Annotated in this window: 18 protein-coding genes; 12 read left to right on the top strand and 6 right to left on the bottom strand. The window is 53.8% G+C overall.

The window, feature by feature from the left end:
- The first annotated feature begins 91 nt into the window (after positions 1-91).
- Positions 92-1,342 (top strand): cytochrome P450, encoded by a 1,251-nt coding sequence (locus tag ACR3EP_RS03185; protein ID WP_480636294.1) that lies wholly within the window; start codon positions 92-94, stop codon positions 1,340-1,342.
- A gap of 63 nt (positions 1,343-1,405) precedes the next feature.
- Here ACR3EP_RS03185 and ACR3EP_RS03190 read toward each other — a convergent pair whose 3' ends face one another.
- Positions 1,406-2,542 (bottom strand): response regulator, encoded by a 1,137-nt coding sequence (locus tag ACR3EP_RS03190; protein ID WP_480636295.1) that lies wholly within the window; start codon positions 2,540-2,542, stop codon positions 1,406-1,408.
- Between the two features lie 403 nt (positions 2,543-2,945).
- The gene (locus tag ACR3EP_RS03195) at positions 2,946-3,686 is read right to left on the bottom strand and encodes an acyl-homoserine-lactone synthase (protein WP_480636297.1); all 741 of its coding nucleotides are present in this window, start codon (positions 3,684-3,686) and stop codon (positions 2,946-2,948) included.
- A gap of 557 nt (positions 3,687-4,243) precedes the next feature.
- On the opposite strand from ACR3EP_RS03195, the gene ACR3EP_RS03200 reads away from it, so the two are divergent.
- The 6 genes from ACR3EP_RS03200 to ACR3EP_RS03225 all read left to right on the top strand — a co-directional run bounded on the left by ACR3EP_RS03200 (position 4,244) and on the right by ACR3EP_RS03225 (position 12,146).
- The gene (locus ACR3EP_RS03200; protein ID WP_480636299.1) at positions 4,244-5,185 is read left to right on the top strand and encodes a response regulator; all 942 of its coding nucleotides are present in this window, start codon (positions 4,244-4,246) and stop codon (positions 5,183-5,185) included.
- Between the two features lie 891 nt (positions 5,186-6,076).
- Positions 6,077-7,060 (top strand): glycosyltransferase family 2 protein, encoded by a 984-nt coding sequence (locus tag ACR3EP_RS03205; protein WP_170548321.1) that lies wholly within the window; start codon positions 6,077-6,079, stop codon positions 7,058-7,060.
- A 5-nt stretch (positions 7,061-7,065) separates the two neighbouring features.
- Positions 7,066-8,007 carry a hypothetical protein gene (locus ACR3EP_RS03210; protein WP_170548324.1) on the top strand — a complete coding sequence of 314 codons (942 nt, stop codon included), beginning with the start codon at positions 7,066-7,068 and terminating at the stop codon, positions 8,005-8,007.
- A gap of 80 nt (positions 8,008-8,087) precedes the next feature.
- A complete protein-coding gene (locus tag ACR3EP_RS03215) occupies positions 8,088-9,998 on the top strand; it encodes a hypothetical protein (protein ID WP_480636301.1) in 1,911 nt (636 codons plus the stop codon).
- A 134-nt stretch (positions 9,999-10,132) separates the two neighbouring features.
- Positions 10,133-11,131, top strand: coding sequence for a glycosyltransferase family 2 protein (locus ACR3EP_RS03220; protein ID WP_480636303.1), 999 nt, complete (start codon positions 10,133-10,135; stop codon positions 11,129-11,131).
- 31 nt (positions 11,132-11,162) lie between these two features.
- Positions 11,163-12,146, top strand: coding sequence for a hypothetical protein (locus ACR3EP_RS03225; RefSeq protein WP_425080819.1), 984 nt, complete (start codon positions 11,163-11,165; stop codon positions 12,144-12,146).
- Between the two features lie 3 nt (positions 12,147-12,149).
- Here ACR3EP_RS03225 and ACR3EP_RS03230 read toward each other — a convergent pair whose 3' ends face one another.
- Positions 12,150-12,455 carry a DUF6476 family protein gene (locus tag ACR3EP_RS03230; protein ID WP_480636305.1) on the bottom strand — a complete coding sequence of 102 codons (306 nt, stop codon included), beginning with the start codon at positions 12,453-12,455 and terminating at the stop codon, positions 12,150-12,152.
- Here ACR3EP_RS03230 and ACR3EP_RS03235 point away from each other — a divergent pair.
- Both ACR3EP_RS03235 and rpoH read left to right on the top strand, forming a co-directional pair.
- Positions 12,454-13,488 carry an RluA family pseudouridine synthase gene (locus ACR3EP_RS03235; RefSeq protein ID WP_480636307.1) on the top strand — a complete coding sequence of 345 codons (1,035 nt, stop codon included), beginning with the start codon at positions 12,454-12,456 and terminating at the stop codon, positions 13,486-13,488. The genes ACR3EP_RS03230 and ACR3EP_RS03235 overlap by 2 nt on opposite strands.
- Positions 13,489-13,634: 146 nt before the next feature.
- A complete protein-coding gene (rpoH, locus tag ACR3EP_RS03240; RefSeq protein ID WP_170348370.1) occupies positions 13,635-14,531 on the top strand; it encodes an RNA polymerase sigma factor RpoH in 897 nt (298 codons plus the stop codon).
- A gap of 48 nt (positions 14,532-14,579) precedes the next feature.
- Here rpoH and ACR3EP_RS03245 read toward each other — a convergent pair whose 3' ends face one another.
- Together ACR3EP_RS03245 and ACR3EP_RS03250 are read right to left on the bottom strand one after the other, a co-directional pair.
- On the bottom strand, positions 14,580-15,659 hold the full coding sequence (locus ACR3EP_RS03245) for a fasciclin domain-containing protein (protein WP_480636309.1): 1,080 nt from the start codon (positions 15,657-15,659) through the stop codon (positions 14,580-14,582).
- Positions 15,660-15,867: 208 nt separating this feature from the next.
- Positions 15,868-17,046 (bottom strand): dipeptidase, encoded by a 1,179-nt coding sequence (locus ACR3EP_RS03250; protein WP_170357938.1) that lies wholly within the window; start codon positions 17,044-17,046, stop codon positions 15,868-15,870.
- A gap of 152 nt (positions 17,047-17,198) precedes the next feature.
- Between ACR3EP_RS03250 and ACR3EP_RS03255 the strand changes: the two genes are divergently transcribed.
- Genes ACR3EP_RS03255 through ACR3EP_RS03265 form a run of 3 tightly spaced genes read left to right on the top strand, consistent with a single transcriptional unit; the run spans position 17,199 to position 19,389 of the window.
- Positions 17,199-18,173, top strand: coding sequence for a Gfo/Idh/MocA family protein (locus ACR3EP_RS03255; protein ID WP_480636311.1), 975 nt, complete (start codon positions 17,199-17,201; stop codon positions 18,171-18,173).
- Between the two features lie 57 nt (positions 18,174-18,230).
- On the top strand, positions 18,231-18,500 hold the full coding sequence (locus ACR3EP_RS03260) for a DksA/TraR family C4-type zinc finger protein (RefSeq protein WP_170409441.1): 270 nt from the start codon (positions 18,231-18,233) through the stop codon (positions 18,498-18,500).
- Positions 18,501-18,513: 13 nt separating this feature from the next.
- Positions 18,514-19,389 (top strand): DMT family transporter, encoded by an 876-nt coding sequence (locus ACR3EP_RS03265; protein WP_170348375.1) that lies wholly within the window; start codon positions 18,514-18,516, stop codon positions 19,387-19,389.
- On the opposite strand, the gene ACR3EP_RS03270 is transcribed toward ACR3EP_RS03265, so the two are convergent.
- The gene (locus tag ACR3EP_RS03270; protein ID WP_480636313.1) at positions 19,390-21,210 is read right to left on the bottom strand and encodes a M3 family oligoendopeptidase; all 1,821 of its coding nucleotides are present in this window, start codon (positions 21,208-21,210) and stop codon (positions 19,390-19,392) included.
- Between the last annotated feature and the right edge of the window lie 35 nt (positions 21,211-21,245).

Genomic DNA, 21,245 nt, shown 5'->3' on the forward strand with positions numbered 1-21,245 from the left:
GTTGGGGCAGGGCGCTGTCGCTCCTGTTTCGGCTAGGCTTGCAAAAAAGCCGGTGACACTGCTTCAGTTTGCAAGGTCCGCGGGTCGAAACATGTTTGAAGTCATCCCGGCCGAAACTCTGCGTGAAACTTATGTTCGTGGGCCTTTAAACATACACTATATCTGCGATCCTGAAATAATAACCGAGTTACTTGTCGGGCAGGGCCGTTCGTTTCCCAAAGCCAAGTTCACTAAAGACATTATTGGATCGGCTGTAGGCAACGGGTTGATACTCTCTGAAGGGGAAAAATGGCGTCAGCAGCGGCGTAGGTATTCTCCACTATTCGCCGCCAGGAACCTCCCGGTTCTGGCTCGGCATTTTGCAGAGACTGGTGTCGAGATTGCAGATTCATTGGCGGAACACGAAGGCCCCGTAGATGTTGCACAAATTGCGCCTGCATCAACGTTGACGAATATTTCCAGGGTGATTTTTTCGGGTAACAAGAAAGTCAGTTCAGAGCAAATACGCGTGGGGCTGATCAAGTATTTTGAGTACATTTCTGATTTGTCTCTTTTCGATTTAATGGGTTTGCCAAAGTGGGTGCCGCGCAAGAATTGGCTACGCAGCCTGGCCCCGGTGACTAATATGCGGAACCTTGCCAGACAGGTTATTGATCAGCGTCGCTCCGAATGCCGCAGCGAGCCACAGGATTTCCTCGATTTCATGATTGAGGCGTTGAAAACAGATTTCGAGGATGAAGCGACAACCGTTGACAACCTTTTAACCTTTGTCGTCGCTGGTCATGAAACTTCCGCCAACGCTCTGGCCTGGGGGTATTATCTGCTGGCGTTGCACCAAGATATGCAAGCTAAGGTTAGACAAGAAATTCGGTCGGTTCGCCCCAAAGGTCCAATGGAGTTTTCTGACCTGGAGGCAATGCCACTCCTGCGCGCCCATGTAAAAGAGACGCTGCGGCTTTACCCTTCAGCCGCGTTCTTTGCTAGAGACGCAACTGCTGACCTTGAAATCAAAGGGGTAGAGATTGCAAATGGTGACGCGCTGTTCTTCCCAGTTTATTCTTTGCACAGAAACGAAAAACTATGGGATGCTCCTGACCACTATCGACCGGAACGGTTCTTGGGATCTACACTACCTCGAGGTCAGTACATTCCATTTGGAGATGGTCCCAGAATCTGCATTGGTGCTCAGTACGCTGAAACTGAAATCATGGTACTTATGGCTTCGGTGCTCCGTCGAATAAATTTTTCGATTACAGAGACTGAATTACCGGAACCAGTTTTGACATTCACCATGCGTACCAGTGGCCCACTCATCCTCAATGCCAAACGGGTTCGCGAATAAAGTTGATATCTAAACTCCAGTGCCTGACCTTTGATCGACGTCAGGCCTGGCGATAGAATTAGCTTACTGCCGGCGAGTGAGGTAAGTGTTATCGCCGTACAGCTCACGCAAGACTACATCAAACAATCTATCGTTGACCATTTCTTTGCGATGCGGTGTGGGCTCTGAAAATGTGGAAGAGGTTGTAACCAGACCCTTTCTGAGATTGGCCTCACGATGATTCACTTTTTTGATAGCCGTGTCCAAAGAGGCGAATGCTCCAACCTTCGTAAAAGAACGAAGCGATACCGGTGTACCTTTCACCACTTTAAGATGGACAGATGCGCAGCGGTTGCTGAGAACAGTCCCTAGATCTTGGTTTAGGAAAGCTTCGGTCGGAATATTCTGGGTGCGTTCCCGCCCATGTGTAACAACGAGAAATGCGCCACTCCCGCGATAGGAATAGATTCCTCCAGCAGCCTGTGTTGTTCTTTCAATGCAGAATCCAATGTCGGAAACAGATCGCCGAAAATCACCAAAATTCTTCAGATCAAAGTGATACTCGGCGTCACGAAATTTGATTGCGGTGACCCAGGTGTCAAATCGACGCCTCCGTGAAAGCTGCTCGACATAGTTATCGAATTCGACATACCCCAAGCATTGTTCCTGCTCGTCGATAGACAAAGGATCCTCGAAATTGAATTTCTGGTTGAAATCCAACTCACTGCGAAGGTTTTCTATCGACGCCGATGAGGATTGGGTTTTCCTTCTTTCCATCATCAGAAGGTGAGCAGCGTTCATACGGCTGCGCAATTCAAAGAAGTCGAAGGGTTTAGTTACATAATCAAACGCGCCTTCTAAAAATGCCTTCTCGATGTTGTGCCTGTCATCCAGTGCAGTCAGCATTATGACAGGTGTTTCCAGATTTTCCGGCAGGTTTCGGATTTGCGAAAGCAACTCTATCCCTGAGGTTCCAGGCATCTGAATGTCAACAAGCAGACAGTCGAACGGGGATTCTGCTGCTTCTATTATCCCAAGCGCTTCATCAGCTGAACTGGCAGCAGCCACATTGCAGTTTTCGAGTTCAGGAAGTGCTGACTGGAGCAATTTCAAAATGTCAGGATCATCATCAACCGCCAGTACAGTAAGTGCGGTCTTTCTTTGCGCTCGATGCTCTAATTTTCTTTGGAACCGATCACTGCCAAATGTGGAATGTCTCATAACTGGTGAACCGTCGATATCCTCATAACGGGATAAACTTATGAGGAGAGTGGGCCGAAACAGCGGCAAAAATGGAGAAAGTCTTCGTAGAAAGGGGCTTTTTCTTGACCTTTATTTGGCGCCAACGGCCTCAATAACGAATTGCCAGTTATTGTTGTGAACTAGCGTCGCTTTCTCTTAACGTTATTTTTTCGGCAATCTGTTGGCGCTAAAGGGCAGTCTACGATCGCAAAACTACGGAAATGAACAACGGTTGGAAGTCTAAGCATCGACTCTGGAAACCCCACGAAAATGCAATACAGCCGAGTTTTCCCAATAGTCTTAAAATCAACCTTAGTTGCAATGAAATATGCGTCGGGCGTCCAAGAGTAAATAAGACAATCTAGTGGGTGAGGTGTTCTATTTACTTGTGGATGTTGAATAAAACCGACTGACTGATGGTGCCATCGATGGAAAACTTTGCGCCGACAGGCGAGGCATTGATGCCCAGTCGCCGTGACCACCGTGCCCAGACTGAGGGGACGATGCCCAGGATGCTGGTCGCACCACCTTCCATCGCGACAGTAGTCATCTGGTGAAACAACTCCTGTTGAACCGAAAGCCTGCGCGACGATGCAACATCCTTTGCCACGAAGAAACGGGATGCTTCCCAAACAGAGCGCTTTACCGGGGCGTCAATAAATAGAACGTCAGTTGGTATTCCTTTAAGGATACCTCTTTGCGCGTCGCGCAGCATATAACTGTATACCCCGCACTCTGCAGTCGTGGGCAGAAGTCGCACACCTCCTAAGATCTCACCGAATTCATGCAACACAACCCATCGACAGGCTGGCGTGTCGTATTGGTCAAATTCCATCCCGTCAGCTTCACCAACTTGCCACTTTAACTGGTCAATGAAAATTGATTTTCTGGTTTCAAGGTATTTTGCCAGAAGGGTGCCATGCTCGGAAATATTGCGAAAATTAAGTGTAGTCGCGCGAATATTGCCAATGTTGCCACGTGGCATTGGCGGACTGCTATTGGCAGCAAAAATTTCTAGTCGCGCCAAAGTATTTGGTGCGCCTGAAGTGCCGTTAGCAGGTGTCAGTTCCGGAAGCCCCTCCGGGACCGGGTATGTCTGCTTATACCTGAGTGGTCGGTCCATATTTTACTCATATTTCTGACACACTTATGGCAAGATTCAACTCAGCAAGTCCACAACCCTATGCGGTAGTTGCCCGAATAGATGGATAGGTGTGTCTAAATCTCCTCCCTTCCTTTGGTTACCTTCGCTAATTGACCAAAAACTTTAGAAAGTTCTTGGCCTCTATTTTCTCCCGCAGGTTCCACTTTTTTCCCCATGTCTGGCAACATTTTGAAAAAATACAGCTTCTCCTATGTAATCCTTTCAAATTCTCGATGGATCAGGCGCGGTTTCGCTATCCGATAGTATTTCGAGGCAGTCGTGACGGCTGATAGGAGCAAAGTTAAAATGGCATCAAGAATTGGAGGGATTTGCTTTTCAGTATGCGCTCTCGCACGGGAAGAATTGCGCAAATTAAAAAAAATGCACAGACATAAGGAAGCCCACCTTGTGTCACCGTTTTGCCGCCTTCGTAAGAGAGGATGAGAAAACCCTGAGTGTATCATGCGCGAGCCAACCGTTGCCTGAAGTCTGCAATGCCCAACGTTTGGTGAGGTGTAAAAGGTTGGTGAAAAGTTATGCGTATACTTGCTGTAGACGACGATCCTAGCATCCTGGAGTTGCTAGATAGAGTTCTAGACGCGTTCGGTTATAAAGACGTCGTCACCGCCAGAAGTGGGCCAGAGGCCATTGAAATACTGTCACGACCTAACGAAGCGTTCGACTGCTTGCTGCTGGATGTGCAGATGCCGCAAATGAACGGCATAACTCTTTGCGAAGAAGTGCGAAAATTACCAGAGTACACTTACACGCCTATTATCATGGTGACCGCCATGGTGCAAAAAGAGTACATCGACGAAGCATTCGGAGTTGGGGCGACGGACTACGTTACAAAGCCTTTTGAGTTCTCTGATCTGAAGCAGAGGTTGTCTGACGCCTATAGAATGGCAGCGGAACGCAGAGCCGCAATCGAAGTGCTGGAAGCTGAAGCGGATTTTGAGTTGTGTTTTGGCAATAGTCCGGACGTTCGCTTAAGTGATCCGCAATGTTTCGGAGATTTGCCCGGTTTCATTGGGTTAGCTGAATTTGAGAACTACGTAATTCAGCTTTCAACGATGCACTCCATGGCTGCAAAGCTTGTGGCGGTGAAATGTATAGGCGCCGAACAAATCTATGAGACGAGCACGGTCAGTGAATTCCGTAGTGCCATGACTTTAGCGGGTACAGCGGTTCTGTCAGCTAGTCAGGAAGGGCGTAAAGTGGCGACCTATTGGGGAAATGGCGTGTTCTTGGTGATCTACGACAATCAAATTAATTTGAGCGTGGACCAGTTTGGAGCTCCGCTTCCGGAGGCATTTAAAGAAATTTCCGGTGACACCACTTCAGGTCGGCCAATTGGCTTCCAAGTTAGCGAAGAAGTTATGCTTAAAGCCAAAACCAAGATGGAGGCGTTGTTCTTGATAGACAAGGCCGTCGAAATGGCTGAAATGTCGGAAGGTCGAGCGGCGAATATCGGTTGAAAAACTGCATATATGGATGGTGATTGAGACTAGGCTGTTGGTGTAAAAAATACATTAGAACGCCCTGAGTTTTTCATTTTGCTGGTTTAAATCGATCCGCGCGCTCGTTCATCAGACGTTCAACCTTTGTGCTTTTGGCCTACTTTGTCCGTTCTCAGTGCCTACCCGGCGGCAACAACTCGGAGAAAGAACCCGTAAGCTTCTTCTCGAAATTTGATCTGATGCGAGATCTGGCGTATTCGCCTCTCTCTAATTTCCTGAAGGTTTCTTTCGCTACCACGGTCAAAGCGTGATCGGTCTAAGCAGCTTCCCGGCGTATCCGTTCTTGTTCTTTGATAGGGTCTTTGCCTTTACGGGCTACGGGTCGCCATTTCTCTACTTCTTGGCGTGAATCTTCAGAGCTATGGCTGACAGAGCACCCAACCCCATCCCTCTGCGAAGCCTGTGGACATGAACCCGAAGCACTACTTGCCAGCATCACCGTCGTTTTTGGCAGCCAGAGGTTCTCGCCATCCAAGCACTAGCCGGTTTGAGTGTTCTTCACTTGCATTGATGATAGCTTGTTGAGTGCTGGAATTTGGTCCACCCTATGGTCCACCTTTTAGTGTGAGGCACAGTGAACCACTCTGAGGCGAAATGAAACCATATTTTTATATTTTGCAGTAAGTTAGGCGACTTCTTGAAGCAGCCAGAAACGGTCAGAAGTATGCGCGTTCAAGTCTTCAATGCATCTCGACCGCACCATTCTCTTCTTAATTCATGGCGATCAGCCCTTTGAATCGGGGTAGAGTTGCACCAGTTTGTGCCGGATTGCTGATTACTCCAATTCCTGCCTCGCCCGCGCCCTCTGGGTTGTGTATGACGAAGGTCAACGCAAGTCGGGAAGTATTAATGTCTCAGGCCATTACCGTATTCACCACGATGAAGAACGAAGGCCCCTATATGCTGGAATGGGTCGCGTTTCATAAAACATTGGGGGTCGATCACTTTGTGGTCTTCACCAACGATTGCGACGATGGCACCGACGATATTGCCCGCCGACTGCAGGAGTTGGGGTTGGCCACCCATGTCTCGAACGAGGTGAAAGAGGGGGGCAATCCACAGCATCAGATGCTGCGTCGGGCGCGGCGTCAACCTAAGGTCAAGGAAGCGGACTGGCTGTTATGTCTGGATGTAGATGAGTTCTGGAACATCCGCCACGGCGACAACAGCTTTGACGCGTTGATCACCGAGGTCGAAAACCGTGCAGGGCAGCAGGTGGATGCGATTTCATTTGCTTGGAAACTGTTTGGCAGTTCCGGCAATATCAGTTTTGAAGACAGGCCCGTAACCGAAACCTTCGCGATGGGAGATCAGGAGTTTCCATACCATTCGGGCCGGGCGTTTGGACTTAAAACCCTGTTTCGCAACAATGGCAAATTCACCCGGTTTGGCCCGCATCGCCCAAAGGGTATGGAAGAAGGCAAGGAAAGTGAGATTGCTTGGTCTGACGCCGGGGGCAAGCTGTTTCCGGCCGAAAAGGTGGGCTGGCGCGCTTGGCGTGGGTTCGATCATTCACTTGGGCGCCTGCATCATTACTCGGTTCGATCGCTGGACGGATTTCTGATCAAGCGAGACCGGGGGAGGACCAACCATATCAAAGTGGATCAGGGGCAATCCTACTGGCAGGACATGAATGCCAACAAAGAAGCTGACCAATCCATTCAGCCCATCGCACGGCGCGCGGCGCCATTGTTGGCAGAGCTGAAGGCGGACGAAACGTTGGGCGCGCTGCACGCAAAGGCCTGTGACTGGCACCGTGCCAAGGTCGCCGAGATAAAAATGCGGCCTGACTGGGTGGATTTTCGGGTTTGGCTGGCGGATAATCTTATCTGAAGATCATGGCAGACGACCTTTCGAAAGAGCAGTTGAAACCAGATCACCCCGACCGCAAGACGGGGTATGAACGTATTCTGACCGACCCTGCACCGCCGTGGTTTGTCGAACTCTATCCTGGTGGAGATGGGGCCGGTTTCCTGCAAAAGCTGGAACGCCATTCGGTGCTGTTTCATCAACGCTCTGCCTCGCAACTGGTTGTCAGTTTTGACAATATCGCCAATGCGAACGACCTGTCCTTTGCGCGTGAACCTTGGGGTTGGAAGTTCTTTCGTGATGAGGGCTGGTCGCATATGGGGATATTCGCGCGCACCAAGGCCTGGTATCGAGATCCCGAGATCATCACGTATTTCCAGAACCGCGCAGCCGAAGGGTTTTTCGATCAGTTCGACCAGGTCGTCTTTGCCGGGGCCTCGATGGGTGGCTTCGGGGCGCTGACCTTTTCTATATTGGTCCCGGGCGCAAATGTGATCGCATTTAACCCTCAGACGTCACTGGATGAACGATTGGTCCCGTGGGAAACGCGGTATCGTTTCGGGCGGGTGCAGGATTGGGATCTGCCATACGGTGACGCCGCGCAGACGGTGAAGCAGGCGGGTAAGGCCTATGTCTTCTATGACCCGTTTTTCGACCTTGACCGGCAGCAGGTCACTCGGCTGAAGGGTGAAAATGTCATGCTGCTTAAGACATGGTTTTCGAACCATTTTGCAGCCCCTATGTTGCGCAAGCTGGGTATCCTCAAGCCCGTCATGCAGAGGGCTATGGACGGATCGCTTGAGGCAGGTGATTTCTATCAGATGATGCGCGCACGGCGCCGGTTGCCGATGGTGATGCGCGCGATTGAGGCGCAGGCAGGCGAACGTCACCCAAAGTTGGTGGGTCAGGCGCGCCATAAGTTCCGCATACTGCGTCGCGCCGCATTGGTTGAGGCAGAGAAGTCCCAATGACGCCTGCGAAAGGAGTGTTCATCGGCCAGCGCAAAGACCGCATGGGCGCGCGCCTGCTGATGATGCTGACCTGCATTCGTTTGGCCGAGGATTTTAACACCACTTACAAGGTTAATTGGTTTCCGAAAGGATCGGATGCACCCGAGCTGGATCATCCGCAGGAACTGTTTGCCCAGGATTGGATGGATGCGCAATTCCTCAGTGCAAAGGCGTTTGAAAAACTCAGCGACAAGGCTTTGCCAATCTGGACCTTTCAGGGGGACAAAACCCCAGACCGCCTGATCGCGCATCTCAATTCGGGCCGGTCGGTTGTGGTTGAGGAAGGGTTCGAAGTGCTGGCCTTTCCCTGGGAAGATATCGAAGCGATCCGCCCTCGGTATCGGGATTTCATCCATCAGATCGGCTTTACGGAGGAAATCCGCGCCATCATGGACCGGGCGGATGAAAAGCTGTCGGGACAGGGGGTGACGGCTTATCACATCCGGCGGGGCGACATTCTGAACGGTTCGCCGTGGAAACACACAACCTGGCCCGCCAAGATCGAGCCCGAAGAACTGTACGAGGCGCATCTGGAGAAAACCTCCGGACAAACGGCCATCATGTTTTCCGATCAGCCCGAACTGATCACCCGTTTTCAAAAGCGCTATCCTCAGTTACTCCAGATGTCAGACATAGCCGATTTGTCGAGCATGACCCGCGCGCAACGTGATTTTCTAGAGCTGTACACGATGTCGCGGGCAGATCAGGTGATTGCGCCCGTTATCTCGGCCTTTTCGATGGCGGCAGCGCGGATTTCCGGGCAACAACGCAAAGTATTTCGCGACTTGATGAGTGAGGACGAAATCCAAATTGCCAACGAACGCGTTGTCCAGAGGCTGAAGGGCGGCTCCGATGGATTTCTGAATACGTCAGAAGCATCGCATATCTACGCCAAAGTCTTGTTTCACATGTTTCAGTTTGGCTCCGATGACCGTTCTCAAGAGGCACTGGAGCTTGCGGAGCCATTGTTGAAGGCCGGGGCGGACAACGCATTTCTGCCGCTCCTTCAGGCCTTAAACCTTTTTTACCTTGGTCGATGGCACGAAGCGCTCGCCATGTCCGAGGAGGCCCTTAAAAACGACAACCTATGGCCGGAAGACTATGCGGTTCTATGCGCGTTGCAATGTGCGGTCCTGGGTCGGCTGAAGAAAAGATGGCGCGCGGCAAGGGCTTTCAGTCAGGCATTCTGGGCAAAACCACTTAGGCCTGATGTCGTTGTGCTTGGTTCGCGTGCTTTTTATCGCGACCAGTTGGCTTTGCGTGTTCTGCCTCCAACGGATTGGTCACTGCAAAAACTCATCAGACGGCCTTGGTTCAACTTTAATTCTCACCTCGCGCAGCGAAAGGCGCTTATCCGGTTACCCTGTAACTTTGACTTTATCCTATTTGACTGGTCGGACTTGGCTTTGGATCAAAAGGCAAAAAGATTGTTTAGCAATCCGGCTCGGATTGCGTTGCTTGCAGAAAGTTTGGAAAGAGCAACGGATATTCCGGGCGACGACCTTCGAAAAATGAGTTTCGAAGCAGTCTTGCGCACGCATACGGGCGAATTTTCTAGGTCTCGGGCCATCGATATCACCCGAGAGGTCGTTTCACGCAGACCTGAAAATTCGCTGTATTATAAAAGACTTGCTGAACTTTACGAGGATGAGGGTGATCAACAACGGGCAAGGCTGACCATGGCAGAAGCGTTGGCCTGCGATCCGGACAACCCTTTTTTGATCTTTGCAATGGGGCGCTTCTTGGAAAGAACTGGTGCCTCTGAGCAGGGGGAAAGTCAGATTCTGCAGGCAGCGGACCTCGACGATGCAACCGCGTCGATACAAGGTATGGCTGGGCAAATTTACCTTCGTCGTGGAAACAAAGGTAAAGCAAGGTCCTACTTGCAAAAAGCGCATGATCTGTTCCCGCCCTACAAGCGATTTGCAAACCAGTTGGCGCGAACACTATGAGAATGGCACACGCTTTCAAAACGTTGCCGGATTGCTCTTGGCTGCTGTGGTCAGTAGACCTAAGCTGTGGCCCGAGCGAAAACCGCAGGACATCGGCTGCAAGTTCAATAGGCGGTAAAACATGAGGCGAATAAGTGTCTGATCAGGACCCCCGTTATGTCAGCGTAACCCCCATGAAGAATGAGGGCCCCTTTGTGCTGGAATGGGTGGCCCATAACCGGGCAATCGGCATCGACCAAATAGTGGTGATGACCAATGACTGCACCGATGGCACCGATGAGTTGCTGACGCGGTTGGATGAAAGGGGCATTCTGACCCATGTCGACAATAATTCGCGCCGTCAGACCAGCCCCCAAAAGCGCGCCTACAGAAAATTCCTTAAGATGGAGGTCGCGCGGCCGCAAGACTGGGTGATCGTGATTGACGCCGATGAACACATCAACGTCAAAACTGGGGATAACACTCTGCGCGCGCTGACCGATGCCGTTCCGGACGCCAAGATGATTTCGATGACATGGCGCCTGTTCGGAAATGCTGGTGTCGTTCGATATGAGGATCGATTCCTGTCGGACCAGTTTCGACGAGCGGCGCAAAAGCAGAAATACCGTCCACCGCAAGCTTGGGGTTTCAAAACGATGTTTCAGCGCGAACTTTGGAGTGCGCTGGGGGTTCATCGACCCAAACGCCCGACAGTTGAGACCATGGAAGATTGTCACTGGTACAACGGATCGGGGCAATTGATGCCGGACCGGTATTTTAGTGCCAGTTGGCGCTCGGCACGGGATTCCATTGGGTATGATCTGGTGCAGATCAATCACTATGCGCTGAAGTCCTGTGAAAGCTACCTGGTCAAGAAAATGCGCGGGCGGGCCCACCATCTGGGGGAAAGCCTTGGCATGGACTATTGGAACATGATGAACCAAAACGCCGAGGAAGATGGCTCGATCGATGTCATCCTGGATCGCAAGCGCGAACATTTTTACGAGTTGCTGTCAGATCCTGAAACGGCCCGGCTGCATCATTTGTCCTGCGATCTGCACAGGCAGAAGATTTCCGACCTCCGGGCACTGCCCGAGATGCAGGACCTTATGCAGCAGATGACGGCCGACTTTGCCGCCAGTCACGGGGAATGAGCGGAATTCTCTTTGAAACAGGAGGCCTGTGATGCTTTGGCTGCATATAGGTATGCCCAAGACCGGCACGACTGCGTTGCAGGCATATGTGCGTCAGAACAAGGCCCCACTGGCTGATGTCGGCTTGCATTATCTTGAGGCGGGCCGTCGTCGGTTGGAAGGGAGCGGACGTCTGGCGATCAGCCACAACATCATCGCCTTTCGCATCAATCAGACCAATGAGTCGATGGACCCGTTCCGCGCGTTGATGGCAACCGAGTATGAGGCGCACAGCGATCAGACCTGCCTAGTGTCTTCAGAGATGTTCTATTCCTGTGATTTGAACAAGTTGGCACAGGTATTCGCGGAAATCCCCTCTCGCGACTTAAGGATCACCTACTATTGCCGCCGCTACTCGGATTTCTTTGAAGCCGACTACAAGCAGCGCGCTAAGAATGGCCGTATGGGCACCAGCGCGTCGGAATATGTCCGGGACAGGCTGGCGAAAATCAAGAATGACCCTGGGACCTTCACCTTTTCGGCGAAACTGGACCAAATCCGGCAGGCTTTTCCGGGCGTTACGATTGTCCCGATGATGTATGATCGCGCGCAGATGGTCCAAGGCCATATCGTGGATGATTTCATGTCGCGCATAGGCGTGCCTTTGCCGGAAGGCACGGCGGCTAAACGGCCCGCTAACCAATCTCAGTCGCGTGTGGCCAGCGAAGCTTTTGGCATTGTCTCACGTTCCATGGGGCGCAAGGAAAGTCGCCAGCTGCGTCGGCGCGTGGTCAGTGATCCGGTCATGATCCGGCGCTATGATGTGCTGGAGCCGGACGAGCGGGCCTGGCTGGATGAGTATTTGACCAAGCAAGACGTCACATTCCAGCAAGAGTTCTTTCCCGACCGGCCAAGGTTGTTTGAACCGGTTGAGCTAAACGAAGAAGACCAGAAATTCCGACGCGACACGCCCGAGGAATACGACGCCCTGCGCCGCGCGTCCGAGATCGTCTTTCGCATGGCGCTAGAGGATTGAACCCTACCGTTCGATGGTGATTTCCTGACGCTGGCGACCGGTTGTTTTGTCAAAGATCAAAATACGGTTGTCATCGGTCACCACCGCATACCAGTTGCTGCCGATTGTCACTGCCTGTGCTTTGGCGCCGTCTGGAAGCTCGATCTGATCGGGCAGGGTGGGGGTTCCGTCCGATAGTCGGATGACAATCAGCGCGAATGTCACTAGAACCCCGCCAATCATCACCGCGGTCAACAACATGACCATTCTCCGCAGCAGGCGAAGCTGCGGTGTTTCCTGCGGTTCTTGGGGTTCGGAAGGGACAGTCATGGGCACCCGCCAGATTGAATTTCAGATTGCGGCCGATCCGCCGCCTCGTCTTGATAAGGCGCTTTCGCGGGATGTGCCAGCCGATGAAAACCTCTCGCGCACGCGGTTGGCCCGGCTGATTGATCAGGGCGCTGTTCTGATCGACGGCATCGAGGCGCGCGACCCAAAAGCCAAAGTGGCCGAGGGCGCATCCGTGGCGATTACCGTGAATGAGGCAGAGGACAGCCATATTGGTCCCGAAGATATCCCGTTGGAGGTTGTCTTTGAGGACGCAGACCTGATCGTTATCAACAAACCGGCGGGCATGGTTGTGCATCCTGCGCCGGGGTCTCCGAGCGGTACATTGGTCAATGCGTTGCTGCATCACTGCGGTGACGACCTGTCCGGGGTAGGCGGGGTCAAGCGTCCCGGAATTGTACATCGCATCGACAAGGAAACCAGCGGCCTGCTGGTGGTGGCGAAATCCGATGCGGCCCATCACGGTCTGGCTGCACAGTTCGAGGCGCACACGGTCGAGCGCTACTATCGCGCGATTTGCTACGGCGTGCCGGATGCCAATGACCCTCGTTTGCGCGGTGTCAAAGGCGTCAGCTTCGAGCCCGGAAACATCATGCGCCTGACCACGCAACTGGCACGGCACAAGACCGACCGGCAAAGGCAGGCGGTGCTGTTTCATGGCGGGCGTCATGCGGTGACGCGGGAACGTCTGGTTGAGGTTTTTGGATCACCAGCAGGGTTGGCTTTGATCGAATGCTGGTTGGAGACCGGGCGCACGCACCAGATCCGCGTACACATGGCCCATGCCGGGCACGGTTTGGTGGGCGATCCGGTTTACGGCGGCAAGCGAAAACTGGCCGCCAAGGCGTTCAGCGCGACCACAGCCGAGGCCGTGAGAGCCTTTCCGCGGCAGGCGCTCCACGCCGCTGTGTTGGGTTTTGAACACCCGGTAACTGGCGAAAACCTGCGGTTTGAGGCCGAATTGCCCGAAGATATGCAGAAACTGATTGAACAGCTTCGCGCACCGCTGACATAATGCGCAAAGTTACGTGATTAAGACTTTCTTTGGTTTCCTTTATCTATCGTTAATTCCAAACTGTTAACGGTACCTCTTGAACGGATTGGGACGACCTCCCATATCCCATGTTAACGAATTAAACATTTGTCGGAGGGACATGAATCATGGCAAATTACGCAAATCTCCCCGCGCCGACGCCAGAAGGCGGCCTGAACCGCTATATGCAGGAAATTCGCAAGTTTCCGCTGCTGGAGCCGGAAGAAGAGTACATGCTGGCGAAGCGTTGGGTCGAGGAACAAGATACTGAAGCGGCTCATAAAATGGTCACATCGCATCTGCGATTGGCGGCCAAGATTGCCATGGGCTATCGCGGTTATGGTTTGCCGCAGGCCGAGGTGATTTCCGAGGCCAACGTGGGCCTGATGCAGGCTGTCAAAAAGTTCGACCCGGAAAAAGGTTTCCGGTTGGCGACTTATGCCATGTGGTGGATTCGCGCTTCGATCCAAGAGTACGTCCTACGGTCGTGGTCCATGGTGAAACTGGGCACGACCAGCGCGCAGAAAAAGCTGTTCTTCAACCTGCGCAAAGCCAAGGCACGCATTGGTGCGCTGGAAGAAGGCGACCTGCGTCCCGAGAACGTCAAGCAGATCGCCAATGATCTGGGCGTGACCGAAGAAGAAGTCATCAGCATGAACCGCCGTATGTCCGGTGGCGACGCTTCGTTGAACGCGACTGTTGGGTCCGAAGGCGAAGGCACCATGCAGTGGCAGGATTGGCTTGAGGATGAGGATGCCGATCAGGCTGGCGATTACGAAGCCCGCGACGAGCTGGACGCCCGGCGCGAGCTTCTGGCGGCTGCTCTGGAAGTCCTGAATGATCGGGAAAAGGACATCCTGACTCAGCGCCGCTTGATGGATCAGCCCGTCACGCTGGAGGACCTGAGTACGCAGTACAATGTCAGCCGCGAGCGTATTCGTCAGATCGAGGTTCGTGCGTTTGAGAAGCTCCAAAAGAAAATGCGCGAATTGGCGCGTGAAAAAGGGATGCTGGGCAACGTTTGAGACGGACCCAAGCAAAGAAAGCCCGCCTTAGATGGCGGGCTTTTTCGTTTACGCGAAGATAAAATCGCTTTCCGACAGTTGACCGTTTCCAACGCCAAGCAAGTCAATGCTGTCGCCATCTCCCAACTCGATTGTGGTGCGGAAGAACCCACTTTCGATGTGGTCTTCGATATCCTCGAAGCTGTCGATACCGTCATAGGCGCTGAGGTCGATCTTGTCCTTGCCGATCTCGAAATCGAGGATGGTATCTTCTCCGTCGCCTTCATCGAAGAAAAAGGTGTCACGCCCACGGCCGCCGACCAAAAAGTCATCGTCAGCGCCGCCATCGATCAGGTCTTTGCCGCGACCGCCAAAGATTTTGTCGTTCCCATCATCGCCGCGCAGTATATCCATGCCGCGCCCGCCGAAAATGGTGTCATTGCCATCACCACCTAGAACAATATCCTTACCGCGACCGGCGCCGATGACGTCATTTCCGCCACCACCATGCACAAAATCTTTGCCACGACCGGTGAAGTGGAATTCGTCCGAGTCATCTCCCAGAATGAAATCTGTATTCTTCTGGCCCAGGATGCCGGTCACGGAAACTGGCAGTAGTACCCCATCCAAAACGTGGATGATCCCGTTCGAGGCGGGAACGTCGAAACCGACAAGACCTGGATCGTCGATTCCCGGGTCCGCATCGCCCAAGCTGGGTGGCATGCTGGAAAGGTTCAGTTCCACTTCACCACCCTGCAGCGTTTCGATGGCCGCACCGTCACCAAAACTGACGACCTCTTGTTTCGTGAATGACCCATCGACGACGTGATAGGTTAGAATCTCGGTCAGCAGAGGAATCGGGTCGCCACCGCCTAAAAGGGTCAGGGCTTTCACGATGTGATTGATCGCTCCGGCTTCGTCCGAGCCTTCAAAGCCCAATGCCTGAGCCAATCCGATGAATGCCGCATCTTTCGGCGCAAAAACGGTCAGATCGGCGTTGGGGTCGGCCAACGCTCCGTCCAGACCTGCTGCAAGAACAGCCTCGCGAAGGATGTCGAAATCATGAGCGTTATGGTCGAAGGATCCCGGGTCCCCGCTTAGTTCCAGGACTTTTCCGGTAATCGAAGGTAGTTCTGTATTAGCTGGCATATCGGTTTATCTCCCACCCGGTTGCGCGCCTTTTGATCGGGAGTAATGCTGACAGGTCAGGTTTCTCTCCCCGGCGATAAAGTTGTTACGGGGAGAGTTGGAAAACGGATCACGAAATTCGGATTTATCAATTGAGAGCCCGGATAAGATCCGGTTTGGCGGCACCGAATCTCATTTAAATTTCAACAATTTGAATCACAAGGTGCAACTAGTTCAATTGTTGCTGGAAAACTCTCACCATATTCTCACCCATCACTTTCCGAACCTGAGCTTCGGTCAATCCCTGATCCAACAATGCCGAGGTCAGGGCCGCCAATTCCGATGTGTCAAATGCGGTTTCTACTGAGCCATCATAGTCTGACCCCAACGAGACATGGTCTTCGCCAACGGTCTGGATGGCTGCCTTTATCATCTTGGCGATGCCGGTCGGGGTGATGTCCCCGCAGGTAACGTCCGCCCAATAGCCCATGCCGATTACACCGCCGGTGGCGGCAATCTGTTGCATCAGATCGTCGGGATAATTGCGTTTGACCGGGCAGAATCCGTGCAAGCCGCTGTGGCTGACGATCAGGGGAACATCAGTCATATCGATCACGTCACGCGCGACCTGAGGGCTGGAATGGGCCAAATCGATCACTACGGGCCGTTGCGTTAGGTCCGCCACAAGCTGACGGCCGAACTCTGTCAGGCCAGCGTTGCCCACCCCATGTAATGATCCGCCAAGTTCGTTGTCAAAAAAGTGGTGCAGTCCAAACACTCGGTGGCCGGCGTCGAACAGAGCGTCCAGATTGTTCAGATCGCCCTCTAGCGCATGCGCGCCTTCAATGCCCAGGATGCCTCCGACAACGGGTTGGCCTGCCGCGCGGGCAGCCAGCACGGCGTCCAGGTCAGCCCTTGTCTTGACGACTTTCAGATGCCCGTCCGAGGCCGCTTCGAACTGATGTAGCTTTTCCGCCTGATAGACGGCGCGTTCCTTCAGGCTGTCCCACGTGCGCAATGGCCACAACTGTCCGATGGCCAAAAGGGTAATGTTATCAAAAGACTCAGCCGAGTTCGCCTCATAGTTCTGACCGGCAGGGGATTTGGTGACGGCGGTGAAGACCTGTAGCGCGACGTTACCCTCGATCAGTCGTGGGATATCTACCTGACCGCGGGTGCCTCGTTCGGTCAGATCACGGCTCCATAAAAGGGGGTCCGCGTGTAAGTCGCCGACGATCAGGATTTCGTGCAATGCGGCGGCATCGTCGGACACCGCATAGGGGGCATGGGCGATCACGTTGTTCCGATCAGCTTCAATGTAAGACGGAAGAAATCCGAAAAACACGACGGCACCGACCACAACTGCAAGCAACAGCAGACCGCCAATCCACTTGAGGACCCGTTTCATTCTCACTCCCTTTCAACCATTGGGGGCAGACTACGAAGGTTCCATGCAGATAAAAGCCTGACTTAACGTCGGATGGTTGCTAGAAGGTCAGGAAATGGGGCTGTTAGCGATAACGCTTGGATCGCCCCTGATTACACATGTCGGAGGAAATTATGCATATACCAGTTCAATGGGGCGTTCTGGGTGCTGCCAAATTCGCGCGGCAATTCATGGCACCGGCGATTCATGCGGCCCACGGCGCGCGTTTGGCCGGGTTGGCCACGTCGGATACTGCCAAGGCTGAACCGTTTCGGGCCTTTTGTTCTGACTTGGTGGTTTATGACAGTTATGACGCGTTGCTTGCGGACCCTCAGATTGAGGCTGTTTATATTCCTTTGCCCAACCACCTGCATGTGGAATGGAGTCTGAAGGCACTAGAAGCGGGCAAGCATGTACTGTGTGAAAAGCCGATGGCCATGACCGGGGCCGAGTTCGACACCCTGATCAAAAAACGGGATAAGACCGGGCTGCTGGCGGCCGAGGCTTACATGATCGTCCATCATCCGCAGTGGCAATTGGTGCGAAAGTTGATTTCCGATGGGGCCATCGGCAAATTGGTGCATGTGACCGGTGCCTTCAGTTTCGACAATCGCGCGGATACCGGAAACATCCGCAATCGTGCCGAGACCGGCGGTGGCGGGCTGCGCGACATCGGTGTCTATGTGATCGGCGGCGCGCGGTTTGCGACAGGGCAGGAACCTGTGCGGGTGGAGTCAGCCATCCGATGGCAGGAAGGGATCGACACTTTCACGGAGATTCGCGCACAATTTCCAGATTTTACCTATTCCGCCTATGTCTCGATCCGCATGCATCCGCATCAAGAGATGGTGTTTCACGGCGAAGGTGGGGTTATTCGCCTGACAGCTCCGTTCAACGCACGCGTCTTTGGTGAGGCGCGCGTGGAATTGCACCGTCCGGGGCTTGAAGTTCAGGTCACGCGCTTTCCCGGGGATGACCATTACAAGCTGCAGGTCGAGGCGTTTTGCCGATCCGTGCGCGAAGGTGTCAAATACCCATGTCCGCTTGAATTCTCACGCGGGACGCAGGAGATGATCGATCGCGTGCTGGAAGGGGCGGTTTCCCTCTGACTTGCCACGTCGCGTCCGGCTCGGCTAATCTGGCGTGCACCTGATCAGGAGGACGCCATGGCAGGCGGTTGGGCGCGTGACGGCGCAGTGAGTGAACAGATCGAAGTATCCATTTCGGATGAGCTTGCCCGGATGCAAGCGCAAAAGCAGCCAGTGGGCGAAAGCCTGACCCATTGCGCCGAATGCGAGGAACCGATCCCCGAGAAACGGCGTTTGGCCTTGCCGGGCGTCAAATTGTGTCTGGATTGCCAGCAGGAACGGGATGGGGCTTTCAAAGCGCGTTCTGGGATCAATCGGCGTGGCTCTAAAGACAGTCAGTTGAAGTAACCGGATCCGAAGGATGCCCGACACCAAGCTTTTTCAAAATGGTCTGGTGCTTGGGTTTCTGGCCGCCTTCCTTTGGGGCACACACAGCGTTATCGTGCGCTATCTGACCAGCGATCTGGGCGGGCTGCAAATTGCGGTGACGCGCCTGTTCATTGCCGCAATGGCCATCTATTGCATGCTGCGCGTGATGCGGGTTGCCGTGTCGATCCGTCTGAGCGACTGGAACTTTCGGCTGGCGGTTCTGTCGACGGTCGTCAACTACATCCTGTTCCATATCGGCTTGGAATATACCGGTGCGGCCAATGCGATGGTGCTTGAAAATACGGCGCCATTCTTCGTGCTGGTGTTTTTGTACTTCTTTGCCGACACCCCCGTCACACGCACCGATGTTCTGGCCACAGCGTTGGCAATTCTGGGCGTTTTTCTAACAGTTTATCAGGATTTCCAAGGGGGCGGAGACCCCTTGTTCGGCGATCTGCTTGAAATCGGTGCGGGCCTCAGCTGGGCGGTATTTCTGATCTCAAGCAGCCGCGCGATGCGCAATTCGGAATCAACCGCAGAGCGTCTGAATTTCCTCTTCGGGATATTCCTATGTTCTGGCGTTTTGTTGCTGCCGCTGGCCGTGTTTTCGTTGCAAGTTCCGACGGCCAATGACGTGGTCTTCCTGCTCCTGCTGGGGGTGCTTCCGACCGCGCTGGCCTATTACTTGTGGTACGAGGCCGCCGCGCGGGTGTCGACGCTGACAGCGACCTTGATGTTCGCCGCCTCGGTCGTGTTCACTTTCATCAACTCGGCGCTGTTTCTCGGGGCCGCAATCACGCCGATTGCAGCCCTTGGGGCGGTGTTGATCGTAGCCGCCGTGTTCCTGACGACCAAAAGTCAGAAGTGATCAGTTTTCCATCGCTTCCAATTCGTCGATGAAGCCCGAAATCATCGACAAGCCCTTGTCCCAGAATTTCGGATCGCTGGCGTCCAGCCCGAACGGGGCAAGCAGTTCTTTGTGGTGTTTGGACCCACCGGCGCGCAGCATTTCGAAATACTTGTCTTCGAACTCTTCGGACCCGCTTTCGTAAACGGAATAGAGCGCGTTCACCAACCCATCCCCAAACGCATATGCGTAGACATAGAAGGGTGAGTGGACGAAATGCGGGATATAAGCCCAGAAGGTTTCGTACCCGTCCATGAATTCGAATGCGGGGCCAAGGCTTTCAGCCTGAACACTCATCCACAGGGCGTTGATGTCATCCGGGGTCAGTTCGCCTTCACGCCGTGCCGCGTGCAGTTTGCATTCAAAATCATAAAAGGCGATCTGACGGACAACCGTGTTGATCATATCCTCTACCTTACCGGCCAACAGCACCTTGCGCTGCTCGGGCGTTTCTGCCTGGTCCAGCATTTTGCGGAAAGTCAGCATCTCGCCGAATACGCTGGCGGTTTCGGCCAGGGTCAGCGGGGTGGATGACAGCATCTCACCCTGATCTGCGGCCAGAACCTGATGCACGCCATGGCCCAGTTCATGCGCAAGGGTCATCACGTCGCGCGGCTTGCCCAGATAGTTGAGCATGACATAGGGGTGCACCTCGGTGACGGTTGGATGCGCAAATGCGCCCGGTGCCTTGCCCGGTTTTACAGCCGCGTCGATCCAGCCCTTCGAAAAGAACGGTGCCGCGATTTCGCCCATACGCGGGTCGAACGCGTTATAGGCGTCCATCACGGTTTTCTCGGCTTCGTCCCAGCCCACGATGCGGGTGTCTTCCATCGGAAGCGGCGCATTGCGATCCCAGACCTGCATGATGTCCAGACCAAGCCACTTACGCTTCAGTTCGTAGTAGCGGTGGCTGAGCTTGGGGTACGCAGCCACAACAGCCTCGCGCAGGGCCTCGACCACCTCGGGTTCGACATCGTTTGAAAGGTGGCGACCGGTTTGTGCCGTGGGCATTTTGCGCCAACGGTCGACGATTTCCTTTTCCTTGGCCTGCGTGTTGTGAACGCGGGCGAAGGTTTTGACGTTGTCCTGAAACACAGCCGCCAGTTCCCGCGCCGCCGCCTCACGCTTGGAGCGGTCCTGTTCAGTCAGCAGGTTCAGGGTGCCTTCGATGTTCAGTTCTTCACCATCAACAGTGAATGTCAGCCCGGCGATGGTTTCGTCGAACAGACGTTCCCAAGCGTCACCTACAACGCCCAGATCGTGCAGGAATTTTTCTAGCTCATCAGACAGCTGATAGGGCTTCATCGCGCGAATGCGGCGGAACACGGGCTCGTAACGGGCCAGATCGGCGTTTGCACCAAAACTTGTTTTCAGCGCGTCATCGTCGATGCGGTTGATCTCAAGCGTGAAGAACACCAGCGGCGTGGTGTAAATGGTGATTTTCTCCTGCATATCCGACAGGAATTTGGCGCGCTCAGCATCTGTGGTCAGTTGGTAATAACGTAGACCGGCAAAGGACATGATACGGCCCGCGATAGCGTTGATCTTTTCGTTGCGCTGCACGCAGTTCAGCAGGCTTTCGGCATCCAAATCGGCCAGCTTGCCTTCGTAGTCGGCGGCGAAGGACGCGCATTCGCCCTCAAGCCATTCCAGATCGCGGTCCAGTTCCGGCGCTTCTTCCGAGCTGTACAGATCAGTCAGATCCCATTCGGGCAGGTTGCCAAGATCGCCGGCGCCTCCGGCTGCGTTTGCGTCACGGACGGGAAAGGGAAGGTCGCGCATGGATCACCTCGGAATATCTGCTTTGGCAAACATCT

The organism is Ruegeria sp. BB10 (assembly GCF_056535725.1).